This is a genomic window from Erwinia aphidicola, assembly GCF_014773485.1.
Classification (GTDB): domain Bacteria; phylum Pseudomonadota; class Gammaproteobacteria; order Enterobacterales; family Enterobacteriaceae; genus Erwinia; species Erwinia aphidicola.
Genome location: NZ_JACXBP010000003.1, coordinates 250,950 through 274,123, shown reverse-complemented (window position 1 = coordinate 274,123; position 23,174 = coordinate 250,950). Strand labels below are relative to the sequence as shown.

General features: G+C 57.3%; 17 protein-coding genes. 9 read left to right on the top strand and 8 right to left on the bottom strand.

Going from position 1 to position 23,174, the window contains the following annotated elements; genetic code table 11:
• Window positions 1–9: 9 nt before the first annotated feature.
• From menB to ID864_RS08500, 4 genes are all read left to right on the top strand, one after another.
• Window positions 10–867 (top strand): 1,4-dihydroxy-2-naphthoyl-CoA synthase, encoded by an 858-nt coding sequence (menB, locus tag ID864_RS08515; RefSeq protein ID WP_191149718.1) that lies wholly within the window; start codon window positions 10–12, stop codon window positions 865–867.
• Window positions 867–1,841: an o-succinylbenzoate synthase gene (gene menC, locus ID864_RS08510; RefSeq protein WP_048915467.1), complete on the top strand. Its 975-nt coding sequence runs from the start codon at window positions 867–869 to the stop codon at window positions 1,839–1,841. The genes menB and menC overlap by 1 nt, the downstream gene beginning before the upstream one ends.
• Window positions 1,829–3,217: an o-succinylbenzoate--CoA ligase gene (gene menE / locus ID864_RS08505; RefSeq protein ID WP_191149792.1), complete on the top strand. Its 1,389-nt coding sequence runs from the start codon at window positions 1,829–1,831 to the stop codon at window positions 3,215–3,217. Before menC ends, menE begins: the two co-directional genes overlap by 13 nt.
• Window positions 3,218–3,320: 103 nt before the next feature.
• Window positions 3,321–4,511, top strand: a complete 1,191-nt coding sequence (locus ID864_RS08500; RefSeq protein ID WP_048915469.1) for a nicotinamide mononucleotide deamidase-related protein YfaY — start codon at window positions 3,321–3,323, stop codon at window positions 4,509–4,511.
• A gap of 87 nt (window positions 4,512–4,598) precedes the next feature.
• Here the strand turns inward: ID864_RS08500 and yfaE are convergent, their stop codons facing one another.
• The 4 genes from yfaE to ubiG form a co-directional block, all read right to left on the bottom strand.
• Window positions 4,599–4,859, bottom strand: coding sequence for a class I ribonucleotide reductase maintenance protein YfaE (gene yfaE, locus ID864_RS08495; RefSeq protein ID WP_048915470.1), 261 nt, complete (start codon window positions 4,857–4,859; stop codon window positions 4,599–4,601).
• Between the two features lie 5 nt (window positions 4,860–4,864).
• Window positions 4,865–5,995 (bottom strand): class Ia ribonucleoside-diphosphate reductase subunit beta, encoded by a 1,131-nt coding sequence (nrdB, locus tag ID864_RS08490; protein WP_048915471.1) that lies wholly within the window; start codon window positions 5,993–5,995, stop codon window positions 4,865–4,867.
• A gap of 91 nt (window positions 5,996–6,086) precedes the next feature.
• Complete coding sequence (gene nrdA / locus ID864_RS08485) at window positions 6,087–8,372, bottom strand: class 1a ribonucleoside-diphosphate reductase subunit alpha (RefSeq protein ID WP_048915472.1); 2,286 nt, start codon at window positions 8,370–8,372, stop codon at window positions 6,087–6,089.
• Window positions 8,373–8,819: 447 nt separating this feature from the next.
• Entirely contained in the window at window positions 8,820–9,548 is a 729-nt protein-coding gene (gene ubiG / locus ID864_RS08480) for a bifunctional 2-polyprenyl-6-hydroxyphenol methylase/3-demethylubiquinol 3-O-methyltransferase UbiG (RefSeq protein ID WP_048915473.1), read from the bottom strand.
• Between the two features lie 192 nt (window positions 9,549–9,740).
• Between ubiG and gyrA the strand changes: the two genes are divergently transcribed.
• From gyrA to ID864_RS08465, 3 genes are all read left to right on the top strand, one after another.
• Window positions 9,741–12,377: a DNA topoisomerase (ATP-hydrolyzing) subunit A gene (gene gyrA, locus ID864_RS08475; RefSeq protein ID WP_048915474.1), complete on the top strand. Its 2,637-nt coding sequence runs from the start codon at window positions 9,741–9,743 to the stop codon at window positions 12,375–12,377.
• Between the two features lie 156 nt (window positions 12,378–12,533).
• Complete coding sequence (locus tag ID864_RS08470) at window positions 12,534–13,019, top strand: hypothetical protein (RefSeq protein ID WP_048915475.1); 486 nt, start codon at window positions 12,534–12,536, stop codon at window positions 13,017–13,019.
• On the top strand, window positions 13,000–13,200 hold the full coding sequence (locus ID864_RS08465; protein WP_143355021.1) for a hypothetical protein: 201 nt from the start codon (window positions 13,000–13,002) through the stop codon (window positions 13,198–13,200). The genes ID864_RS08470 and ID864_RS08465 overlap by 20 nt, the downstream gene beginning before the upstream one ends.
• Window positions 13,201–13,228: 28 nt before the next feature.
• Here ID864_RS08465 and ID864_RS08460 read toward each other — a convergent pair whose 3' ends face one another.
• Complete coding sequence (locus tag ID864_RS08460) at window positions 13,229–14,215, bottom strand: alpha/beta hydrolase family protein (RefSeq protein ID WP_191149717.1); 987 nt, start codon at window positions 14,213–14,215, stop codon at window positions 13,229–13,231.
• Window positions 14,216–14,294: 79 nt separating this feature from the next.
• On the opposite strand from ID864_RS08460, the gene ID864_RS08455 reads away from it, so the two are divergent.
• Both ID864_RS08455 and rcsC read left to right on the top strand, forming a co-directional pair.
• Window positions 14,295–15,269 (top strand): helix-turn-helix domain-containing protein, encoded by a 975-nt coding sequence (locus ID864_RS08455; protein WP_048915477.1) that lies wholly within the window; start codon window positions 14,295–14,297, stop codon window positions 15,267–15,269.
• Between the two features lie 102 nt (window positions 15,270–15,371).
• A complete protein-coding gene (rcsC, locus tag ID864_RS08450) occupies window positions 15,372–18,224 on the top strand; it encodes a two-component system sensor histidine kinase RcsC (protein WP_048915478.1) in 2,853 nt (950 codons plus the stop codon).
• Window positions 18,225–18,410: 186 nt separating this feature from the next.
• Here rcsC and rcsB read toward each other — a convergent pair whose 3' ends face one another.
• The 3 genes from rcsB to ID864_RS08435 are packed head-to-tail and all read right to left on the bottom strand — an operon-like array spanning window position 18,411 to window position 22,890.
• Window positions 18,411–19,058 carry a response regulator transcription factor RcsB gene (gene rcsB / locus ID864_RS08445; RefSeq protein ID WP_048915479.1) on the bottom strand — a complete coding sequence of 216 codons (648 nt, stop codon included), beginning with the start codon at window positions 19,056–19,058 and terminating at the stop codon, window positions 18,411–18,413.
• 1 nt (window position 19,059) lies between these two features.
• Window positions 19,060–21,720, bottom strand: coding sequence for a phosphotransferase RcsD (rcsD, locus tag ID864_RS08440; RefSeq protein ID WP_048915480.1), 2,661 nt, complete (start codon window positions 21,718–21,720; stop codon window positions 19,060–19,062).
• A 15-nt stretch (window positions 21,721–21,735) separates the two neighbouring features.
• The gene (locus ID864_RS08435; protein WP_062818157.1) at window positions 21,736–22,890 is read right to left on the bottom strand and encodes an MFS transporter; all 1,155 of its coding nucleotides are present in this window, start codon (window positions 22,888–22,890) and stop codon (window positions 21,736–21,738) included.
• Window positions 22,891–23,174: the final 284 nt, after the last annotated feature.

Here is a 23,174-nt window from a genome sequence, read left to right as displayed (position 1 = left end):
GGAACTTCGATGATCTACCCCGATGAAAGCCTGCTGACGGCACCCGTCGAATGGCACGACTGCGGAGCGGACTACCGCGATATTCGCTATCACAAGTCGAGCGACGGCATAGCAAAAATTACCCTTAACCGCCCGGAGGTGCGCAACGCTTTTCGCCCGCTGACCATTAGCGAAATTCAGCAGGCGCTGGATAACGCGCGGCGCGACCCGGCGGTCGGCGTGATTATCCTCACCGGCGAGGGCGAACTGGCGTTTTGCGCGGGCGGCGATCAGAAAATCCGCGGCAATTACGGCGGTTATCAGGATGATGCCGGGGTACATCACCTCAACGTGCTCGACCTGCAGCGCCAGATCCGCACCTGCCCGAAGCCGGTGGTGGCAATGGTAGCCGGCTATGCCGTCGGCGGGGGGCACGTACTGCATATGATGTGCGATCTGACTATCGCAGCGGATAACGCACAGTTTGGTCAAACCGGCCCGAAGGTCGGTTCATTCGACGGCGGCTGGGGCGCAGCCTATATGGCGCGCATTGTCGGGCAGAAGAGAGCGCGGGAAATCTGGTTCCTGTGCCGCATGTACAGCGCACCGCAGGCACTGGCGATGGGGCTGGTGAACACCGTCGTCCCGCTGGCGCAGCTGGAGCAGGAAACCGTGCGCTGGTGCCGCGAAATGTTGCAGAACAGCCCGATGGCGCTGCGCTGCCTGAAAGCGGCGCTCAATGCCGACTGTGACGGCCAGGCCGGGCTGCAGGAGCTCGCGGGCAACGCCACCATGCTGTTCTACATGACCGAAGAGGGGCAGGAGGGGCGCAACGCCTTCAATGAAAAACGCCCGCCCGATTTCAGCCACTTCCGGCGCAATCCCTGATGCGTGCGGTCGCACTGTATCGCTATCAGATCCCGCTGGAAGCGGGGGTTGTGCTGCGCCATCAGCGGTTAACAGCGCGCCAGGGCCTGCTGATCCAGCTGCGTGACCAACGCGGTGAGGGCTGGGGTGAGATCGCGCCGCTGCCAGAGTTCAGCGTGGAAACGCCCGCGCAGGCGGAGCAGGCCTGCCGTGCCTGGCTGGCGGCGTGGCGCGCCGGTTCTCATCCCGCAGAGAGCGATCTGCCTTCCGTCGCATTTGGCATCAGCTGTGCGCTTGCCGAGCTGGATGGCACGCTGCCCACCGCAGGCGAGTATCGTACCGCCTTACTGTGCAGCGGCGACCCGGATGAGCTGTTCCAGCGGCTGCGCCAGCTGCCGCAGCCGCTGGCAAAAATGAAAGTTGGGCTGTATGAAGCGGTGCGCGACGGGATGCAGGCCAACCTGCTGCTGGAGGCGCTACCCAACCTGACGCTGCGGCTGGACGCGAACCGCAGCTGGAGCCTGGAAAAAGCGCTGCAGTTTGCCCGTTACGTCTCACCCGAGCTGCGCGGGCGCATCGCCTTTATCGAAGAGCCGTGCCGCAACATGGCGGAAAGCCTCACATTTGCCCAGCAAACATCCATCGCTGTTGCCTGGGATGAGAGCCTGCGCGAGGGGCCGCTGGCAGCAGCACCGGGCGTCAGCGCGGTGGTGATCAAACCGACGCTGACCGGCAGCATTCAGCGCGTGCAGCAGCAGGTGGCATGGGCCAAATCCCAGGGATTAACCCCGGTAATCAGCAGCGCGCTGGAGTCGAGCCTCGGTCTGACCCAGCTGGCACGGCTGGCACACTGGCTCACGCCGGGCATCATCCCCGGGCTCGACACGCTGCAGCTGATGCAGCAGCAGCTGTTGCGCCGCTGGCCCGGCAGTGCGCTACCCGTGGCGGTGCCTGTGACCGACAGGGAGGTTTTAACATGTCTGTGGCAGCACTAACTGACTGGCCGTGGCGTCACTGGGCGCGCAGATGCCCGCAGGCGCAGGCCATCGATGCGGGTGACGTCACGCTCAGCTGGCAGCAGCTGGAGCAGGAAATTGTCCAGCACGCCCAGGGGTTTCGCCAGCAGGGCGTGCAGCCGGGTAACCTGGTGATACTGCGCAGTGCCAACAGTCTGCAGGCGGTCGTGAGCTGGCTAAGCCTGCTCGCCTGCGGCGCCCGGGTGCTGGCGCTTAATCCCCAGCTGCCGGACAGCCAGCTGGAAATGCTGTTACCCAACCTCCGCGCCGATTTCAGCGTCGGCAGCGCAGGCACTGGCTGCCTGAACCCGCCTGCGCTGCTGAACCTGCGGCGCGCAGGCCATGTTATTCACCCCTGGCAGCCGGCAGCGCTGGCAACCCTGACGCTGACCTCGGGTTCCTGCGGGTTGCCAAAAGCCGCAGCGCACACGATTGCGGCCCATCTGCACAGTGCTGCAGCGGTGATCGCACTGATGGAGTTCAGCGCGCGCGACCGCTGGCTGCTGTCGCTGCCGCTGTTTCACGTTTCCGGGTTGGGCATTCTCTGGCGCTGGCTGGTCAGCGGGGCGACATTAACGCTGGCGGACAGTACCGGGTTTAGCGCCGCGCTGGCGCGCAGCAGTTTCGCTTCGCTGGTGCCAACCCAACTGTGGCGACTGCTGCGCCAGCCGGAGCGTCCGGCAATGCTGCGCTCGGTGCTGCTGGGAGGCGCAGCTATCGCCAGCGAGCTGGTGCAGCGGGCGGAGGCAGCGGGCATCCGCTGCTTCTGCGGGTATGGCATGACGGAAAGCGCCTCGACCGTCAGCGCCAAACGTGCAGACGACCGTCCGGGCGTCGGGAAGCCGCTCGACGGGCAGGAGGTCAGGATTGTCAACGGTGAGATCTGGCTACGCTCGCCCACGCTGGCGCTCGGTTACTGGCAGCAGGGTCAGCTGCGTCCGCTGACGGATGCCGACGGCTGGCTGCACAGCGGCGATCTCGGTGCGTGGCGCCTGGATGAACTCTGCGTTCTTGGCCGGCGGGATAACCTGTTTTTTTGTGGCGCAGAAGCCGTGCAGCCGGAAGTGATTGAGCGCCTGCTGCTGCGGCATCCGCAGGTGACGCAGGCAGTCGTGGTCGCGCTGGAAGATGATGAATACGGCAGCCGGCCGGTGGCGCTGGTGAATGACGGGGTGGCAATGGCACCGTTGGCCGCATGGGCGCTGCCGCAGCTGGCTGCCTGGCAGCGCCCGGTTAAGTGGTATACGCTGCCAGCGCTCGGCTGCGGTGGCATCAAGCCATCGCGCCGCCGGCTGATGCAGTGGGTGGCGCAGCAGCAGGAAATTGACGTTGTGTTTCCGCAAAGGGCTTCCTAGACTGTGTCCCATAACTGTGCGTGAGTTTGGCACTGCGACGGCACCACGACCAGTTACGGGACACAGCCCACCGTGTTATGCCCTGAGTACACCGGAGAACAACATGATAAGAGTGGAAATGCTCGCAACCGGCGATGAAGTGCTGCACGGCCAGATCGTCGATACCAACGCGGCCTGGCTGGCGACAGTGCTGTTTGAACACGGTTTACCGATGACCAGCCGCCAGACGGTGGGCGACAGCCTGCAGGAACTGGTTACGGTGCTGACTGAACGCAGCAAAGTGGCTGACGTGCTGATCGTCAACGGCGGCCTTGGCCCGACCAGCGACGATTTGAGCGCGCTGGCCGCCGCGACCGCCGCCGGTGTGGCGCTAAAAATTCACCCCGAGTGGCTGGCTAAAATGGAAGCTTTCTTCGCCAGCCGCGGCAAGGCGATGGCCGCCAGCAACCGTAAGCAGGCGGAGATCCCGGAAGGGGCCGAGATGATCGACAATCCGGTCGGCACCGCCTGCGGTTTCGCCATGCAGCTTAACCGCTGCTGGATCTTCTTCACCCCCGGCGTCCCTTCCGAATATAAAGTGATGGTGATGGACCAGATCCTGCCGCGCCTGAAAGCCCGTTATCAGCTGCCAGAGCCGCCGGTCTGCCTGCGCATGACCACTTTTGGCCGTGGCGAGAGCGATCTGGCATCCGACATTGAACCGCTGCCGCTGCCGGAAGGCGTGGTGATGGGCTATCGCGCCTCGATGCCGATTATCGAACTGAAGCTGAACGGCCCGGCGGAAAAACTGCCGGAAATGGAGCAGTTCTGGCAGCAGGTGCGCGAGATAGCAGGCGACAGCGTGATTTTCGAAGGATTTGAGACCTTACCGCAGCAGCTGGCGCGCCGTCTGCAGGCGCGCAACCTTACGCTGGCCGTCAGCGAACAGTTCAGCGCCGGGCTGCTGCAGTGGCAGCTGATCTCCGCCGGCGCCGCGCTGGCCGCAGGCAACATATTGCCGAATCAGGCCGAGCCGCTGCAGAACATGGCCGAGCGTGCGCGCCAGCTGGCAGCCAGCAGCGGTTCCGCTGTGGCGCTGCTGGTGGGCGGCATTGAGGACGATCGTTTAGGCTTTGCGCTGCACACGCCGGATGGCACTTTTGCCCAGAAGGTGAAGTTCAACGTCAACCGTCACGATCTGAAGGCACGGCAGGATATGGTGGCCATGCTGGCGATGAATATGCTGCGCCGCTGGCTGAACGGTCAGTCCGTCAGCACCGGGCATGGCTGGATAGATGTGGTGGAAACGCTATAAGATTTGGGCGTTTCAATACGGGCTGACCGAAAAAGAAGGTCAGCCCCTACGCCAGATCGTGTAGGGGTCGGGCATGCCCGACCCGTTCTACAGCTCGATCTCAATATCACCCTCGGCCTTACAGCAGCATGGCAAGATCTCACCCTGCTGCACAAAGGCCAGCGGTTTCGCGCTGTAGCTCACTTCCCCTTTCAACAGGCGCATCCGGCAGGAGCCGCAGTAGCCTTCGCGGCACTGATACTCCACGCAGACGCGGTGCGATTCCAGCGCAGCCAGCAGGGAAGGGTGTTCATCATGGCATTCAAGCTGCGCACCGGTGGTCCGCAGCGTAATGGTAGAGCGTGCCATCAGAATTACAGTTCGAAGTCGCTGAGGTCGTCGGCGTTGACTTCAGAGTCGATCTGTCCGACCAGGTAAGAGCTGACTTCCACTTCCTGCGGAGCAACCTGCACGTTATCGGACACCAGCCACGAGTTGATCCACGGGATCGGGTTCGAGCGGGTTTTAAACGGCAGATCCAGACCAACAGCGTTCATACGGATGTTGGTGATGTACTCAATGTACTGCCACAGAATATCTTTATTCAGGCCAATCATTGAACCGCCGCTGAACAGATATTCCGCCCACTCTTTCTCCTGCTCGGCAGCCAGCACGAACAGATCGTAGCACTCTTGACGGCACTCTTTAGCAATCTCGGCCATTTCCGGATCGTCTTCCCCACTGCGCAGCAGGTTCAGCATATGCTGAGTGCCGGTCAGGTGCAGAGCTTCATCGCGGGCGATCAGCTTAATGATTTTGGCATTGCCTTCCATCAGTTCGCGCTCGGCAAAGGCGAAAGAGCAGGCGAAGCTGACGTAAAAGCGGATCGCTTCCAGCGCGTTGACGCTCATCAGGCAGATATAGAGCTGCTTTTTCAGCGCGCGCAGGCTGACGGTCACGGTTTTGCCCGCAACCTGGTGCGTGCCTTCACCCAGCAGATGCCAGTAGTTGGTCATTTCGATCAGATCGTCGTAGTAGCCAGAGATATCTTTGGCGCGTGACAGGATCTGCTCGTTGGTGACGATATCGTCAAAGACCAGCGCCGGGTCGTTAACGATATTACGAATAATATGGGTGTACGAACGCGAGTGGATAGTCTCGGAGAACGCCCAGGTTTCAATCCAGGTTTCCAGTTCCGGGATCGAGATCAGCGGCAGCAACGCCACGTTCGGGCTGCGTCCCTGAATAGAGTCCAGCAGAGTCTGATACTTCAGGTTGCTGATAAAGATGTGTTTTTCGTGCTCTGGCAGCGCCTGATAGTCAATACGATCGCGCGAGACGTCCACTTCTTCCGGGCGCCAGAAGAAAGAGAGCTGCTTTTCGATCAGCTTTTCAAAGATGTCATATTTCTGCTGGTCGAAACGCGCCACGTTTACCGGCTGTCCGAAGAACATCGGTTCTAACAGTTGGTTATTTTTATTCTGCGAAAATGTGGTGTAAGCCATGATTCAGTCCAAATGCTTCAGGGTCGGGCATGCCCGACCCCTACAGAGTCAATGTTGCGCATAGGGGCCAGGCATGCCTGACCCACCGTTATCAGATTTTGCAGGCGCCGCTTTCACAGCCGTCATCCTGAATCGATGGCGCCAGATCTTCCTGCGTATCTTCCGCACCGTCACGGGTGTTTTGGTAGTAGAGCGTTTTCACGCCAAACTTATAGGCAGTCAGCAGGTCTTTCAGCAGCTGCTTCATCGGCACCTTACCGTTGGCGAAGCGCGTCGGGTCGTAGTTGGTGTTGGATGAAATGGCCTGGTCGATAAATTTCTGCATCAGGCCGACCAGCTGCAGGTAACCGTCGTTATTTGGCATATCCCACAGCAGTTCGTAGTTATCTTTCAGGCGCTCATACTCTGGCACCACCTGACGCAGAATGCCGTCTTTCGACGCTTTAATGCTGATATGACCGCGCGGTGGTTCAATACCGTTGGTGGCGTTCGAGATCTGGGAAGAGGTCTCAGACGGCATCAGGGCAGAGAGCGTAGAGTTGCGCAGGCCGTGGGTTTTCACCGATTCACGCAGCGCTTCCCAGTCCAGCAGCAGCGGCGTATCACAGATCGCATCCAGGTCCTTCTTATAGGTGTCGATCGGCATAATACCCTGCGCATAGGTGGTTTCGTTAAACCACGGGCAGGCACCCTGTTCGATAGCCAGATCGTTAGAGGCTTTCAGCAACCAGTACTGAATGGCTTCAAAGGTCTGGTGCGTCAGGACATTAGCGCTGCCGTCGGAGTAACGCACGCCGTTCTTCGCCAGGTAGTAAGCGTAGTTGATCACGCCAATACCCAGAGTACGGCGACCCATTGCGCCACGCTGCGCGGCCGGGATTGGGTAGTCCTGGTAGTCCAGCAGGGCATCCAGCGCACGCACCGCCAGGGTTGCCAGCTCCTGCAGGTCGTCCAGGCTCTCAATCGCGCCGAGGTTAAACGCCGACAGCGTACAGAGCGCGATTTCGCCATTTTCGTCGTTAACATCCAGCAGCGGTTTGGTCGGCAGTGCGATCTCCAGGCACAGGTTAGACTGGCGCACTGGCGCGATTGCCGGGTCAAACGGGCTGTGGGTGTTGCAGTGGTCAACGTTCTGAATGTAGATACGGCCGGTAGAGGCGCGTTCCTGCATCATCAGCGAGAACAGATCTACCGCCTTCACGCGCTGCTTGCGGATGCTGTCGTCTTTCTCGTATTTGGTGTACAGGCGCTCAAACTCATCCTGATCGGCGAAGAACGCGTCATACAAGCCAGGCACGTCGGACGGGCTGAACAGAGTAATCTCTTCACCCTTCAGCAGGCGCTGATACATCAGCTTGTTCAGCTGCACGCCGTAGTCCATATGACGCACGCGGTTGCCTTCAACGCCGCGGTTGTTCTTCAGCACCAGCAGGCTTTCCACTTCCAGATGCCACATTGGGTAGAACAGGGTCGCTGCACCGCCGCGCACGCCGCCCTGAGAGCAGGACTTCACCGCGGTCTGGAAGTGCTTATAGAACGGAATGCAGCCGGTGTGGAATGCTTCACCGCCGCGGATCGGGCTGCCCAGCGCACGGATGCGACCGGCGTTAATGCCGATACCGGCACGCTGAGAAACGTACTTCACAATCGCGCTGGAGGTGGCGTTAATGGAATCAAGGCTGTCGCCGCACTCAATCAGTACGCAGGAGCTGAACTGGCGCGTCGGGGTGCGCACGCCGGACATAATTGGCGTCGGCAGCGAAATCTTAAAGGTGGAGATCGCATCGTAGAAACGCTTGACGTAATCAAGACGGGTTTCACGCGGGTAGCCAGAGAACAGGCAGGCGGCCACGAGGATATACAGGAACTGCGCGCTCTCGTAGATCTCACCGCTGACGCGGTTCTGCACCAGGTATTTACCTTCCAGCTGCTTGACTGCCGCATAGGAGAAGTTCATGTCGCGCCAGTGGTCGATAAAGCCGTCCATCTGCTCAAACTCTTCCGCGCTGTAATCTTCCAGCAGGTGAGGGTCATATTTGCCCATATCGACCATGCGTTTGACCTGCTCGATCAGTTTTGGCGGCTCGAACTGGCCGTAGGCTTTTTTACGCAGGTGGAAGATGGCCAGGCGGGCGGCCATGTACTGGTAATCAGGTGCATCACGCGAGATCAGGTCAGCGGCAGACTTGATCACCGTTTCATGAATGTCGGAGGTGCGAATACCTTCGTAGAACTGGATGTGTGAACGCAGTTCAACCTGCGAAACGGAGACGTTTTGCAGACCTTCGGCAGCCCAGTCGAGAACACGGTGGATTTTATCGAGATCGATGCGTTCGGTGCGGCCGTCGCGTTTGGTTACAAGCAGACTCTGATTCATGTCGCGTTTTACCTGTCCTTAACAAATAATCCCCACGTTTATACACAGCTTGCTCGTTGTGAGTAACTCTGTGGATAAACACTATATATAGGGGGTGAGGGAAGACTGACTAACAATATGGTGAGTATTCTAGTAATTTCCGCGTGCTTAACAAGGCTTGATTTTCAGGTGAAACTACTGTCGCAGGGTGGGTATTTTTCCTAAGTCCACGTTTCTCAAGGCCCACAGTCGATGTCAATGGTTTGAGAAATTTTTTAGAAATTTGATCGAGCGCGGGTTTCTTGTTCATCCCCGATATTTCCTGAATTTCTTTGCTGAAAAATGCGGCGTATTGAGACGCCTCACAGCAATAATTGTCGTGATGGGGTAACCCTAACTCAGCCGTGATGACAGTTGTAAGACGAAAAAGATCTGGCAGGGGTGGAGCGGTATCCACCCCCTGATGGGTCAGTCAATCGCGCGGTGCGTGTGAACCATGTAGTTCACATCAACGCCAGGGGCCAGCTTGAAGTGGTTGGTCAGCGGGTTGTAGTGCAGGCCAATGATATGGCGCTCGCGCAGTGGGGTTTCGTCAACCCAGTTCAGCAGTTCGCCGGGGCGGATGAATTTTTTGATGTCGTGCGTTCCGCGCGGCACCATGCGCAGCACGTACTCAGCGCCGATAATCGCCATCAGCCAGGCTTTACTGTTGCGGTTCAGCGTAGAGAAGAACACTTCGCCGCCGGGTTTCACCAGCCTGGCGCAGGCGTGAACCACAGAGCGCGGGTCCGGCACGTGCTCCAGCATCTCCATGCAGGTCACCACGTCATACTGCCCGGCGAACTGTTCGGCGTGCTCTTCAACCGTTTGCTGCACGTAATCAATGGTCACACCGCTTTCCAGCGCGTGCAGACGGGCGACCTGTAACGGCTCCGCGCCCATGTCCAGCCCGGTGACGTTAGCACCTTCACGTGCCATGCTCTCCGCCAGGATGCCGCCGCCGCAGCCGACGTCGAGGATCTTTTTACCAAACAGCCCGTCGCAGTGCTGAGCAATCCAGCCGAGGCGCAGGGGGTTAATCCGGTGCAGCGGCTTAAATTCGCCATCCAGGTCCCACCAGCGTGTTGCTACTGCTTCAAATTTGGCGATCTCGCCGCGATCTACGTTCTGCGCGCCCGCGTTTTGTTCTGCTTTCATTGGGGTATGACTCCGGCCAAAGTTTGCCGCAGTATACAAGTTTCCCGCCCCTGACAGCCAGGGTTGTTGCCTGCGCTAAAAACAGAATGCAATAAAGCGGCCAAAGCGATGCTTTCCATTCAACACATGCCCGCGATGTGATATACTTTCGCACCTTTGAATCCGGGAATAAGACAGAAGGAAAGCGCGTCCATGAGCGACCTCGCCCGCGAAATTACACCGGTCAATATCGAAGAAGAGCTAAAGAACTCTTATCTGGATTATGCAATGTCGGTCATCGTTGGCCGTGCGCTGCCAGATGTCCGTGATGGTTTAAAGCCGGTTCACCGCCGTGTGCTTTACGCTATGAACGTGCTCGGTAACGACTGGAACAAAGCCTATAAAAAATCCGCCCGTGTTGTCGGCGACGTCATCGGTAAATATCACCCGCATGGTGATACCGCCGTGTACGACACCATCGTGCGTATGGCGCAGCCATTCTCGCTGCGCTACATGCTGGTCGATGGCCAGGGTAACTTCGGTTCCGTCGACGGCGACTCGGCTGCGGCGATGCGTTATACCGAAGTGCGCATGTCCAAAATTGCTCACGAACTGCTGGCGGATCTTGAAAAAGAGACCGTCGACTTTGTGCCAAACTACGACGGCACCGAGCAGATCCCAGAAGTGATGCCAACCCGCGTACCTAACCTGCTGGTTAACGGTGCTTCGGGGATTGCAGTCGGTATGGCGACTAACATTCCGCCGCACAACCTGACCGAAGTGATCAACGGCTGTCTGGCGTATATCGACGATGAGAACATCACCGTTGAAGGCCTGATGGAGCACATCCCAGGCCCGGACTTCCCCACCGCTGCTATCATCAACGGTCGTCGCGGCATCGAAGAAGCTTATCGTACCGGTCGCGGCAAAATTTACATCCGCGCCCGTGGCGAAGTGGAAGTGGATGCCAAGACCGGCCGTGAAACTATCATCGTGCATGAAATTCCTTATCAGGTGAACAAAGCGCGCCTGATTGAGAAAATCGCCGAGCTGGTGAAAGAGAAGCGTCTGGAAGGCATCAGCGCCCTGCGCGATGAGTCCGACAAAGACGGGATGCGCATCGTCATCGAAGTGAAGCGCGATGCGGTGGGCGAAGTGGTGTTAAACAACCTTTACTCGCTGACGCAGCTGCAAACTTCTTTCGGCATCAACATGGTGGCACTGCATCAGGGCCAGCCGAAGATTATGCCGCTGAAGGATATTCTCGAAGCCTTCGTGCGTCACCGTCGTGAAGTGATCACCCGCCGTACCATCTTCGAACTACGTAAAGCGCGCGACCGTGCCCATATCCTTGAAGCACTGGCCGTGGCCCTGGCAAACATCGATCCGATTATCGAGCTGATCCGCCAGGCTGCGACCCCAGCCGAAGCAAAAGCGGGCCTGATTGCCCGCCCATGGCTGCTGGGCAACGTTTCAGCGATGCTGGAACGTGCCGGTGACAACGCCGCCCGCCCTGAGTGGCTGGAAGAGCAGTACGGTATTCGTGACGGCCAGTACTACCTGACCGAGCAGCAGGCGCAGGCTATCCTGGATTTACGCCTGCAGAAACTGACCGGCCTTGAGCATGAAAAACTGCTCGACGAGTATAAAGATCTGCTGGCGCAGATTGCCGAGCTGCTGCGCATTCTGGGCAGTTCAGAGCGCCTGATGGAAGTGATCCGTGAAGAGCTGGAGCTGATCCGCGATCAGTTCGGCGACGCGCGTCGTACCGAGATCACCGCCAACAGCGCCGACATCAATATCGAAGACCTGATCAACCAGGAAGACGTTGTGGTGACCCTGTCGCACCAGGGCTACGTGAAGTATCAGCCACTGACTGATTACGAAGCGCAGCGCCGCGGCGGTAAGGGTAAATCGGCAGCGCGTATTAAAGAAGAAGACTTTATTGACCGCCTGCTGGTGGCCAACACCCATGACACCATCCTCTGCTTCTCAAGCCGCGGTCGTCTCTACTGGATGAAGGTCTACCAGCTGCCGGAAGCGAGCCGCGGTGCGCGTGGGCGTCCAATCGTCAACCTGCTGCCGCTGGAAGCGAATGAACGTATTACCGCGATCCTGCCGGTGCGTGAATACGCCGAGGGCTGGAACATCTTTATGGCGACCGCCAGCGGTACCGTGAAGAAAACCGCGCTGACCGAGTTCAGCCGTCCGCGCAGTGCCGGTATTATTGCCGTCAACCTGCGTGACGATGACGAACTGATCGGCGTGGCCCTGACTAACGGCACGGATGAAACCATGCTGTTCTCTGCCGCCGGTAAAGTGGTGCGCTTCGCTGAAAGCGCGGTGCGTGCCATGGGCCGAACCGCCTCAGGCGTGCGCGGTATCAAGCTGGCAGAAGGTGACCGCGTGGTTTCCCTGATTGTGCCGCGTGATGACGGCGCCATCCTGACGGTGACGCAGAACGGTTATGGTAAGCGTACCGCCAACAGCGAATACCCGACCAAGTCGCGTGCGACTCAGGGGGTGATCTCGATTAAAGTCACCGAGCGTAACGGACCGGTTATCGGTGCGGTACAGGTGGTCGACAGCGATCAGATCATGATGATCACCGATGCCGGTACGCTGGTGCGTACCCGCGTTTCTGAAGTGAGTGTGGTCGGGCGTAACACCCAGGGTGTGATCCTGATCCGTACCGCGGAAGATGAAAACGTGGTTGGCCTGCAGCGCGTGGCCGAGCCGGTAGCGGAAGAAGAGCTCGATGCTATCGACGGCAGCGTGGCGGAAGGGGATGATGATATCGCACCTGAAGTCGACAATGACGATGAAGCGCCAGAGGCCGATGACGAGTAATCGTTAAGCCCTGATGAAAAAGCCGGTTCAGCTGAACCGGCTTTTTTTTGCCTGAAATCTGGGGATCTGGAAGACGCTACGCAGGATGCAGCGCCAAATCTGACCAGCAGAGCAGAGAGTGATACAACCAGCGGGTACCCAAAAGGAAAGGTGGCCATGGATATTACTGTTAAGGCGTTCTCATCACCGCTATTAGCCAACGCGCTGAGTTATCTGGTTTCGGTGAAAAAGTCAGGGGGAAGAGACAATGAATATGTTGTTGAGATAAAAAGATTACCAACGATGATCCAGAACTGCTTTGGTTGTTACTGGTCTGGTTATTACCTACAGAATTACTGCTGGTTGGTTGATTTTTATCCATATGACGCGCTATTCTCGTCGGAACCTGGTGCCCGCTACAAAGTCGACCGCCGTATGGCATTTAGCTACAGTGAGTTGATACGGTTTTTGGCAGAAGGGGTCGGCCAGGCGGTGGAGAGTTTTCTTCAGCATCAGCTTGTAGCCTCTCTTCTGGCTATGCCAATCCATCCGGCATTAGGAAAAATGTACCATCGGTTACTGCGGCGTTACGCCGCCGAAAAAGGATTTATCTATAATCAGACGTGGTTGCAGGAGGCAGTATATGTCATTGAAAAAAAATAATGCTATGGATATGAACATCATAGCCACCTCAAAGCGGCGGGAAGCGATTGGCGCAGCGATGGACCAGATGTTTTTGGAAAGCAGTGCGAGAATACGCCAAATCCTGCTCGAGTATGGATCGCTGGAGCCTTTCCTTGGCCCCGACCTCTCTGCCAAACCTGAACTCAAATCGAAACGCTGAGTTCACTCAATATTGAAACTCCCGCTGCTCAGCTGCGCTGAATAAACGCGCTGACGGCGGTAATTGTCTGCTGATGTACCTCCTCACGCTTTTCCCGCGATGTTTCGCAAATAAATGCTTCCCCTTCCTCTGCCAGAATCGCTTGTGCCGCTGGCTGACATAGCGGCAGGAAGTCATAGTGCCCGGCCTGTGGCAGGCGCAACAGCGGTAGCGGCAACCTATCCACCCCCAAATTAATCTCCGGCTGCGCGCGGATATAATAGCCCGCGGCAATCACCAGCAGTGGAAGGGTAATAGAGTGCAGGTTGGCGGGAGTGAAAACATCGCTCATTCCCGGGTCGATAGCGACGACAAACTTCACTCGCGGGTCACGATAGCTGGCCGCCAGCGTGGCCGCCGATCGCTGTGCCAGCGGCAGGTGCCCGCGCTGGTAAAACAGGCAGTCCGGCATCTGCGGTTTGCTGCGGCAGTACTCAACCAGCCTTGCCAGGGTTATCCGCGCTCCGGCCAGTGCCAGCACGCTGTAACCGCCCTTTGAATGCCCGATAGCGCCAATCCTGTCGGCGTCAATGGCAGGCCGCCATCTTGCGTCATCAAGATAGTGGGTGATTAAAAACGACAGGTCGCGCGTCTGCAGGGTGAGGTCGGTATCGGGGCTGGAATCGCCGGTGGTGCTGCCCGGGTGATTAGCGGCAATCACAATGGCCCCTTGGGCCGCCAGCGGCACGGCCAGCCAGGCGAGGCTGCTGTTATTACCGCCGCTGCCGTGGCTCAGCACAATCAGGGGAAACTTGCCCGCAGCAGGCTGAGCCTGTTCTATCGCATAAAATCCAGTCAGCACCGGTCTTGCTGCCTGCAAGGTCGCTGCCTGATGGCTTTCGCTGGGGTAGAAAATACGGACATTAAGCGTGCGCTTCAGGACAGGATTACTGAGCGTTTCCTGTTGCGTAGCAACGGAATAGCTCCAGCTCGAGAAACTGATTAACATCAGTGAAAACAGAAAAATCAGCGGCATCTTATTTACTCCTCACGTATAAAAGTCCCATTATCAGAACTTTACAGACGCCTGGCGTCCTCGATCGCGATTGAGTCCTATGCTAATACCGATAAATTTTCTCCTTAGCTTTGCCTGCCTGCTGCTGCTGGTGCAGAAACGTCAGGCGGGCGCGTTCTTCCGTCTGCTGCTGCTGGTTTTCCTGCTGCACACGGTGGTTGCCGGTTTGGGGGCACTGCCGCAGTTTAATCAGCTGCGCATAATACAGCCGCTGACGGCAGTTGCGCTGCCGCTGTTTTGCTATCTGGCACTGTGCCAGGCCACCGGGCAGAGGCTGCATCTTGCGCTTAGCGTGCTGGCGCTACTGTTAATGGCTGGCAGTATCCTGTGGCTCCCGCAGGCGATTGATGGGCTGATGGCAGTCATCTGGATGAGTAGCGCAGCAGCGATGCTAATAACATTGCGTCAGGGCAGGGACACTTTCTGCCAGCTGCCGCTGGAGAGCAGTGGCCTGAGCGTAAATGGCTGGCGTCTGCTGGCCGTCTTGCTAATCGCGGTCGCGCTGATCGACATCAGCGTTGCGGGGCTGCTGGAATACAGGGCGGGCAGCGGGGTTCAGCTATTAACAGCCTGCGGTAATTTACTGGTCTGCCTGCTGGTGGCGCTGACGCTACTGCTGACGCCTGCCACCGCCAGCACGGCGGTAAAATCGCGCAAGGTGAAAGAGGGCGACGCCGCCGTGCTCGAACGCATCGATGAGCTGATGCGTAGCGGTATTCATCGCGAGACCGGACTGAACCTGGAGCAGCTGGCGCGTAAATCAGGAATTCCGAGTCGTCAGGTCTCCGCCGCCATCAATGCACTCCACCGCCAGAGCGTATCGCAGTATGTTAACAGTTGGCGAATTGCTGAAGCCTGCGAGCACCTTTGCCGCAGTCAGAGTACGATCATTGAGATCATGGAAAACGTCGGTTTCCAGACCAAATCAAACTTTAATCGCGAGTTTCTGCGCATTACCGGAAAAACCCCCTCGCAGTGGCGTAAAGAGTCCGGGGAACAAAGCAGAATTAGCTGAAATAGAGCGGGGGCGGGGCGGGGATAACTGGCTTTTTCAGCAGGTGAACGCTACTGTATCGGCACTCTGTTTTATCACTGCTGATGGCTGCGTGGGTCCCGTTTGAAATATCTTGTCTCTTTCCGTACAACGTTAAAAATCTCGCGCTACCTGTTCCGTGCGCTGGCGCTGATGCTGTGGATGCTGGGTGCCTTGCTGACAACGTTCTACATTATTAACGTCCTGCACGAGAGAGAGTCCCAGGTTCGCCAGGAGTTTAATACCAGCTATGATCAGACTCAGTGGTACGTGCGTCACTCCGCAGACGTGACGCGCGAGCTGAAGTTTATTGCTGAAAACCGCCTGAATACCTCGTCCAGCGGGCTTGATGTGCTGAACGGCGTGTTTCCCGGTAAGAGTACGCTGCCGCAGTTCTACCCGCTTTATGCCGATTCAGACTGTAGTGCGATGAGCAACACCTGGCGTAATTCGCTGGAATCGCTCAGCTATTTTCTCAATTACTGGAAAGTGAACTTTGCCTCGGCCTATGAGCTGAACCGGGTGTTTTTCGTCGGTGGCGAGAGCCAGTGCCTGGCGGACTTCGGGGTGGGGAATGCTTCCGTCGACCGTGAGCGGGCGCTGAAATCACTGCATGAACGCATCCTGAAGTACCGCAGCGGCAACGAAGAGGAGCGCAAAAATAGCCTGTTCTGGGTGTCGCCGACCGCGCAGCCGGGGGTCGGTTATTACTATATGATCACCCCGGTTTATGTGGCGAATAAGGTAGCGGCGCTGCTCGGTATTGAGCAGAGCATTCGTATGGAGGACTTTATCACCCCGGGCAACCTGCCGGTGGCGGTGACGCTGGTCGATCAGAACAACCAGCGGGTGCTCTCTTCCGCCCGCGGCGCGCTGGCCTTTTCCGCCGACGATCTCCCTGATGACGCCAGCTGGTTTGGCTATGTTGCCGGGTACAAACAGCTGGTGATGAAAAAAGAGCTGCCGCCTTCGTCCCTGAGCGTGGTGTACTCGGTGCCGACCAGCGCGATGATTGAGCCGCTAAAAATGCTGCTGATCAACGCCATTCTGCTGAATATTATCAGCGCGATTATCCTGTTTACCCTCGCCTGGCTGTTCGAGCGCCGCATGTTTCTCCCCGCCGAGGATAATGCACACCGGCTGGAAGAGCATGAGCAGTTCAACCGCAAAATTGTCGCTTCGGCGCCGGTCGGGATCTGCATTCTGCGCACCAGTGACGGCACCAATATTCTGAGTAACGAGCTGGCGCATAACTACCTCACCATGCTGACTCAGGAAGACCGTCTGCGCCTGACCGAGATTATCTGCGGACAGCAGGTAAACTTTGTCGACGTGCTGACCGGTAGCAATACCAACCTGCAAATCAGTTTTGTGCATTCACGCTACCGCAATGAAAACGTGGCGATCTGCGTGCTGGTGGATGTCAGCGCGCGCGTGAAGATGGAAGAGTCGCTGCAGGAGATGGCGCAGGCCGCAGAGCAGGCCAGCCAGTCGAAATCGATGTTCCTCGCCACCGTCAGCCACGAGCTACGCACCCCGCTGTACGGCATTATTGGTAACCTCGACCTGCTGCAAACCAAAACTTTACCCAAAGGCGTGGAGTCGCTGGTGACGGCGATGAACAACTCCTCCAGCCTGCTGCTGAAAATCATCAGTGATATCCTCGATTTCTCGAAAATCGAGTCTGAGCAGTTGAAGATTGAGCCGCGTGAGTTTTCCCCGCGTGAGGTGATAGCGCATATCACCTCCAACTATCTGGCGATGGTGGTGAAAAAGCGTCTGACGCTGTGGTGCTTCATCGACAGCGACGTGCCGGTGACGCTGGACGGCGATCCGATGCGTTTGCAGCAGGTGATCTCTAACCTGTTGAGCAACTCCATCAAGTTTACCCATACCGGCGGCATCGTCCTGCACGCCTACGTCAAGGATGGCTACCTGGCGTTCCGCGTGCGCGACAGCGGCGTGGGGATCCCGGCGAAAGAGCTGACCCGGCTATTTGACCCGTTCTTCCAGGTCGGCAGCGGCGTGCAGCGGAATTTCCAGGGAACCGGACTCGGGCTGGCAATCTGTGAGAAGCTGATCAACATGATGGACGGCGATATTGAGGTGGACTCCGAGCCGGGGATGGGCAGCCAGTTTATTATCCGTATACCGCTCTATAACAGCCGGGTGATGACCCCCGAGCTGCATGACGGCTTGCAGGATAAACAGTGCTGGCTGGCGGTGCGTAACGATCAGCTGGCGGAATTCCTCGACAAAATGTTGCGCGGTCATGGCATCCAGGTGCGGCGCTACGAGGGTGAGGCTGAAGCGGAGGACGTGATTATCTGCGATTACGACTGTCAGCCGGAACAGAACGTGCGCGCTGTGATACGCTTCGACAATCGTCATAATGACGGACCGCGCGAAGTGCTGCCGGGGCGCTGGCTGTGCGCCACGACCACGCCGCACGAGCTGCCGGTGCTGCTTGGGCGCATCTATCGCGTGGAAGTCGCGATGCCGGAAGGATTACCGGCCACGCTGGTTGAGCAGGAGAGCGGCGTCAGCAATGACGATATCCTGATTCTGGTGGTTGATGACCATCCGATCAACCGCATGCTGCTGTCAGATCAGCTCGGCTCGCTGGGTTACCGCGTCAAAACGGCGCAGGACGGTATTGATGCCCTCAATGTACTGAGCCGCAGCGAGATTGATATTGTGCTGACCGATGTCAATATGCCGAATATGGATGGCTACCGTCTGACGCAGCGCCTGCGCGAGCTGGGGCAAACTTTCCCGGTGGTCGGCGTGACCGCGAATGCGCTGGCCGAAGAGAAGCAGCGTTGTATTGAGGCCGGAATGGATAACTGCCTGTCGAAGCCGGTGACGATGGATACGTTGCAGCAGGCGCTGGCGTTTTATGCGGAGCGGGTGAGAAAGGGCAGAGGTAGCGTTTAAGTAGTAAGGGCTGACCGGAAAAGAAGGTCAGCCCCTACAAATTCCCATGTAGGGGGCGGCCATTTTTCCGGTCGACCCGTTACACATTCCCTCGTAGGGGTCGGCCATTTTTCCGGTCGACCCGTTGCACATTTCCTCGTAGGGGTCGACCATTTTTTCCGGTCGACCCGCCAGGTGAATATTGGCTTAATCTACGGAAGGAGACATGCTCACTGAAGAGAGATAGTTCAGCAGGGCAATATCGTTATCAACACCCAGCTTCATCATCGCTGATTTCTTCTGGCTACTGATGGTTTTAATACTGCGGTTCAGCTTCTTGGCAATTTCAGTCACCAGGAAACCTTCAGCAAACAGGCGTAATACTTCGCTCTCTTTCGGCGACAGACGTTTGTCACCGTAGCCACCCGCGCTGATTTTCTCCAGCAGTTTTGCCACGCTATCCGGAGTATATTTCTTACCCTTCTGCAAGGCTGCCAGCGCTTTCGGCAGGTCGGTTGGTGCACCCTGCTTCAGGACAATACCTTCGATATCCAGGTCCAGTACCGCGCTCAGGATCGCCGGGTTATTGTTCATGGTCAGAACAATAATCGACAGGTCGGGATAGTGACGCTTGATGTATTTAATCAGCGTAATACCGTCGCCATATTTCTCACCTGGCATAGAAAGGTCGGTGATCAGCACGTTCGCATCAAGCTTAGGCAGGCTGTTAACTAAGGCCGTGGAGTCTTCAAATTCGCCTACAACGTTGACCCATTCAATCTGCTCAAGCGACTTACGAATGCCGAACAGAACAATAGGATGGTCGTCGGCAATAATGACATTCAGGTTATTCATATTATTGGTTACCTTGCTGCAGCAGTTCATCGACGTAAGTGTCAACTTCACTGGTGGTATTTTTAATGTTTGAATCGTCACATTCTTTAATGTGCAGTTCTAACGTTTCACAAAGCTGCTTGCCGGGTAGCAAATTTAACATGGCAAACACGCCTTTCAGCCGGTGTGCGGTCTGAGCCAGCGCACTGTAATCCCTGTCTGCGGCTTCATTATACAGCCTCTTTACATCATCTGGTACTGTATCAACGAAAAGCTGGAAATAGCCACTGGCGAAAAGTTGAGCCGTATCCTGCGGGTCCATATTTTCGTCAGTCAACTCGTCCCGGGCAAGCTGTTGTTCAATCAATGTCAGCAGCGCATCCTGCATCGCACTGCTGATATTGAAGTTCACGCGGTACTGATTTGCAGCCAGCTGGCTGAAACCGGGTTCATCATCCGTGAGCAGTAGCGACCATGGCGTTAAACGCTGTGGATCGTCAGTCACCAGCACATCATGTTCCTGGCCGGAGAAGCGCTCGTCTGGCGTAATGCAGTTCGCGCCCCAGTTTTCCAGTTGATGCACCACGATTTTACGCACGTCATCAACGGTAATATCAATCAGGGCGTTAACCCCTTCCAGCAGTTTCTCTTCCTGATCCTGCTGCGGCTCCAGCGGGGCGTGTAGCTGAATACTGTAGCGCGAGCCAATGTCCGGGCGCGCCGCAATGTCCAAATGCCCGCCAAGCTGTTTACACAGCTGCTTGCAGAGGAAGAAGGCCATACCGGATGCTTGACCAAAACGATCCTGGTGCGTCTCTCCGAGGAACGGGAAATCGGTATTTGCCATCTCATCGGCGGACAGCCCCGCGCCGGTATCGACAATCTCAATCGACAGGCGGTCGGCGCGCTCTGGCGGTGCGCTGATGGTGATGCTGACGCGGCCCCAGGTGGTGGTGGTCACCGCGTAATGCACCAGCGTTGAGAGAATTTTAGCAATGGCCCGGCGGTCACCGAAACGCATCTCATCGCTGCTAAGGGTGTTGTTAATCATCAGCGTCAACCCTTTGCGGCGCATTATCGGCAGGATCTCTACCGCCAGCTCATCCAGCAGGGTTTGCAGGCTGAAGCTGCAGGCGTCCGGCGCCCAGTCGAGAGTTTCCAGCTGGTTCAGCAGCACGATATCATCCACCAGGCGGCTCAGAGCCTTTGACGCCTCCAGCGAATCTTCGAGCTGCTCAGGCTGGTGTTCCGCCCCGAGCGACTGCAAACGGCCGATAACATCATGCAGCGGGCGCTGCAGGGCATGACCCAGGTTCTGTAACAGCTGCTGACGCGACTGGTGGTTTTTATCCAGCACCTGCTGCGCTTTCTGCAGCTTCTTGTTGACCAGTAATTCCCGGTCCTGATCGCGCATCATAAACAGCTGGGTATGCGGAGAGATGACGCTGCGCGCATGGCGGATCTCATACACTTCGTTGTTCACCGTGGCCTGCAACACGCCCTGATGCTGATCGGACATATTGATAATCTTTTGCAGGTTAAGATGCGGCAGCAGATGTTCGGCAATCTTGTTACTGATAATCGTGCGGTTGTTGGCGAAGTCATACACCAGCAGACCGACTGGCAGCGTGCCAACAATCTCTTCGTTCAGCAGGCGCAGTGACTCCAGCTCTGCGCTCTGATTCTCGCTCGGGCGCAGCGACTGCTGGCGCAGCAAAAACAGCCCAGCCAGCGACATGATCAGCAGCGCGAGGTTTGCCAGCAGCGGCCACAGCAGATTGTGCAGGGTATCAATGACCAGGCCGGTGATCGGTACGCGATAAACCAGCTGTAGCGGGGTGCTGGCCAGCGAAGCGGCAATTTCAATATTCGGGTTAACCCAGTCAATGCGCGTGCTGCCGTTGCTGTCCTGATTGTCATCCCCTTCCGCCACCGGTGCGGCATCCTGCTTCAACTGGAAGTTTTCCAGCGGCATATTGAGCGGGACCAGGTCATTCACCGGCAGGTCAAACGCCACCACGGTTGCCAGATGACCCGGCTGATTAAAAGTGGTGCGTACCGTAAAGTAGTGGTCGTTCTGCCAGCTGAAGCGGCGCAGCGGCGAGAAGCTCTCTCGCTCGTCCAGGGCGTTGGCCTGCTGCAGCATCTCCGCGCGGCGTGCCTCAACGATATTGCTGATGGCGCTCTCTTTGTAGCGCGTGGCCATATCCTTCAGCGGCAGGGTAGAGACCAGGATCATGCTGTTATCCTGGCCGTTCAAAAAGTACATCGACCAGGTGCTGTTTTCCGCGCCCCACAGCGTATCAAGGTAGTTGCTCATGCGCAGGGTCATATCCAGCGTGCCGCTATCGTGAGAACCAAAAATCAGCGCTTCGGTTTTACGACGGGTTTTTTCCAGATAGTAGACGTCCGGGCGCAGGCGCGTTTCCTGCAGACTGTTCGATGGCATACCGGCCGCGCTGGCCGCCAGGTTTTCATAGATCTGCCAGGTGGCGAAGCGATAGGTATCAATGCGCTTTTGCATGGCATGGGTGATATCCGCCATCGCATAACGTTTTTCCGTCAACCAGGCGTTTACCGCGTTGTGGATCATAAATCCTGATGCCAGAAGCAGCACCACGATAAACATCACAAAAAAGCGCGTAACATTGCCGGATGTCAGCGGAAATTTATATGGCAACATGCAATGAAACCCCAGTTAACGTGTAATCAGTCGGGCGCTGGCAGCCACGACTAAAAGCAGCGCGGCAATGGCACTGAAGGCCACCGACAGGCTGGACAACTGTGAGATAAATCCGACTAAAGCCGGGCCTGCCAGAATACCTGCATAACCGATGGTTGTCATGGCCGAAATCGCCAGATTGACCGGCATCACCTGCTGTTTACCCGCAGCGGTGAACATAATCGGTACGGCATTGGCACCACCAAAACCGATCAGCATAAAACCCAACAGCGTCACCAGCGTACTCGGCACCAACACCGCCAGCAGCATCCCGGCGGCGGCGCAGAGCGTGCCGCAGAATAGCGTCGCGGTGCGGCCAAAATAGTTAACGATTCGGTCGCCGGTTAAGCGGCCAATGGTCATCGCCACCGAGAATACCGCATAGCCCAGCCCGGCCTGAGCGGCAGGCAAGTCACGCGCCTGGTTGAGGAACAGCGCCCCCCAGTCGAGGATTGCGCCTTCGGTTAAAAACAGAATAAAGCACATCACTCCGAGGAACAGTACCCAGCCACGCGGCATCACAAACAGCGGTGTATCCGGCTGGTGCAGGCGCTGGTTCATCAGGTGACGCTGGCAGCCCAGCCACAGCAGGACCAGTAATAAATCGATAAACAGCACGCCAACTAACGGACTGGCGCCAAGGGCGAGGGCCGCGCTGACCAGACCGGCACCGACTATCCCCCCCGCGCTGAAAAAGCCATGAAAGCCCGACATCATGGCCTTATCTGCGGCCTTTTCGACCTCCACGGCCTGGATATTCATCGCCACGTCGATTAACCCGATCGCAGCACCAAATACCATCAGCGTCAGCCCCAGCGAGAGGGGCGTTGAGAGCGATGCCAGCAGAGGCAGCAGGACCAGCAGTAGAGCACTTCCGGTGGCCATCACCCGCTTGCAGCCGAAGCGGCCGACCAGCACGCCGGTGAGCGGCATGGCGATCAGTGAGCCTAAACCCAGGCACAGCAGCAGGGTACCGAGTGAGCCGTCACTCAGCTGAGCACGCTGTTTAGCGTAGGGGACCAGCGGGGCCCACGACGCCATCCCGATACCGGCGATCAAAAACGCTATTCGCGTTGCGCGCTGTACTGCTCGCGCTTGAGTATCAGAGGCTTGCGCATCCACTGTCGTCATTTTATCCCTATTGCCAGCCACAAAAATTAGCCCCAATTTTTACCACATCTGACCTGTTTTAAGAAGCTAAACCCTGGCGGAATGAGGTTAAAAGCGCTGGCACCAATCCAGCTAGATTAGGGTAGAGGAGTTAATAACCTGAAAAAATGCGGCTGTTAATCAGAATTGTCGCTTAAGGGCAAATTTCCAGAGGAGTCCTGGAAAGCGTGACGGGGATCACTCCTTAAGCCAAATCACTGGAAAAGCGTAAAAAAATTCTGCTGGCAGTGACTTTATGACCGTTC

Excerpts from the sequence above, each read along its gene's own strand:
- menB (WP_191149718.1), top strand. The coding sequence starts at position 10 with ATGATCTACCCCGATGAAAGCCTGCTGACGGCACCCGTCGAATGGCAC.
- menC (WP_048915467.1), top strand. The coding sequence starts at position 867 with ATGCGTGCGGTCGCACTGTATCGCTATCAGATCCCGCTGGAAGCGGGG.
- ID864_RS08500 (WP_048915469.1), top strand. The coding sequence starts at position 3,321 with ATGATAAGAGTGGAAATGCTCGCAACCGGCGATGAAGTGCTGCACGGC.
- yfaE (WP_048915470.1), bottom strand. The coding sequence starts at position 4,859 with ATGGCACGCTCTACCATTACGCTGCGGACCACCGGTGCGCAGCTTGAA.
- nrdB (WP_048915471.1), bottom strand. The coding sequence starts at position 5,995 with ATGGCTTACACCACATTTTCGCAGAATAAAAATAACCAACTGTTAGAA.
- nrdA (WP_048915472.1), bottom strand. The coding sequence starts at position 8,372 with ATGAATCAGAGTCTGCTTGTAACCAAACGCGACGGCCGCACCGAACGC.
- ubiG (WP_048915473.1), bottom strand. The coding sequence starts at position 9,548 with ATGAAAGCAGAACAAAACGCGGGCGCGCAGAACGTAGATCGCGGCGAG.
- gyrA (WP_048915474.1), top strand. The coding sequence starts at position 9,741 with ATGAGCGACCTCGCCCGCGAAATTACACCGGTCAATATCGAAGAAGAG.
- ID864_RS08470 (WP_048915475.1), top strand. The coding sequence starts at position 12,534 with ATGGATATTACTGTTAAGGCGTTCTCATCACCGCTATTAGCCAACGCG.
- ID864_RS08465 (WP_143355021.1), top strand. The coding sequence starts at position 13,000 with ATGTCATTGAAAAAAAATAATGCTATGGATATGAACATCATAGCCACC.
- ID864_RS08460 (WP_191149717.1), bottom strand. The coding sequence starts at position 14,215 with ATGCCGCTGATTTTTCTGTTTTCACTGATGTTAATCAGTTTCTCGAGC.
- ID864_RS08455 (WP_048915477.1), top strand. The coding sequence starts at position 14,295 with ATGCTAATACCGATAAATTTTCTCCTTAGCTTTGCCTGCCTGCTGCTG.
- rcsB (WP_048915479.1), bottom strand. The coding sequence starts at position 19,058 with ATGAATAACCTGAATGTCATTATTGCCGACGACCATCCTATTGTTCTG.
- rcsD (WP_048915480.1), bottom strand. The coding sequence starts at position 21,720 with ATGTTGCCATATAAATTTCCGCTGACATCCGGCAATGTTACGCGCTTT.
- ID864_RS08435 (WP_062818157.1), bottom strand. The coding sequence starts at position 22,890 with ATGACGACAGTGGATGCGCAAGCCTCTGATACTCAAGCGCGAGCAGTA.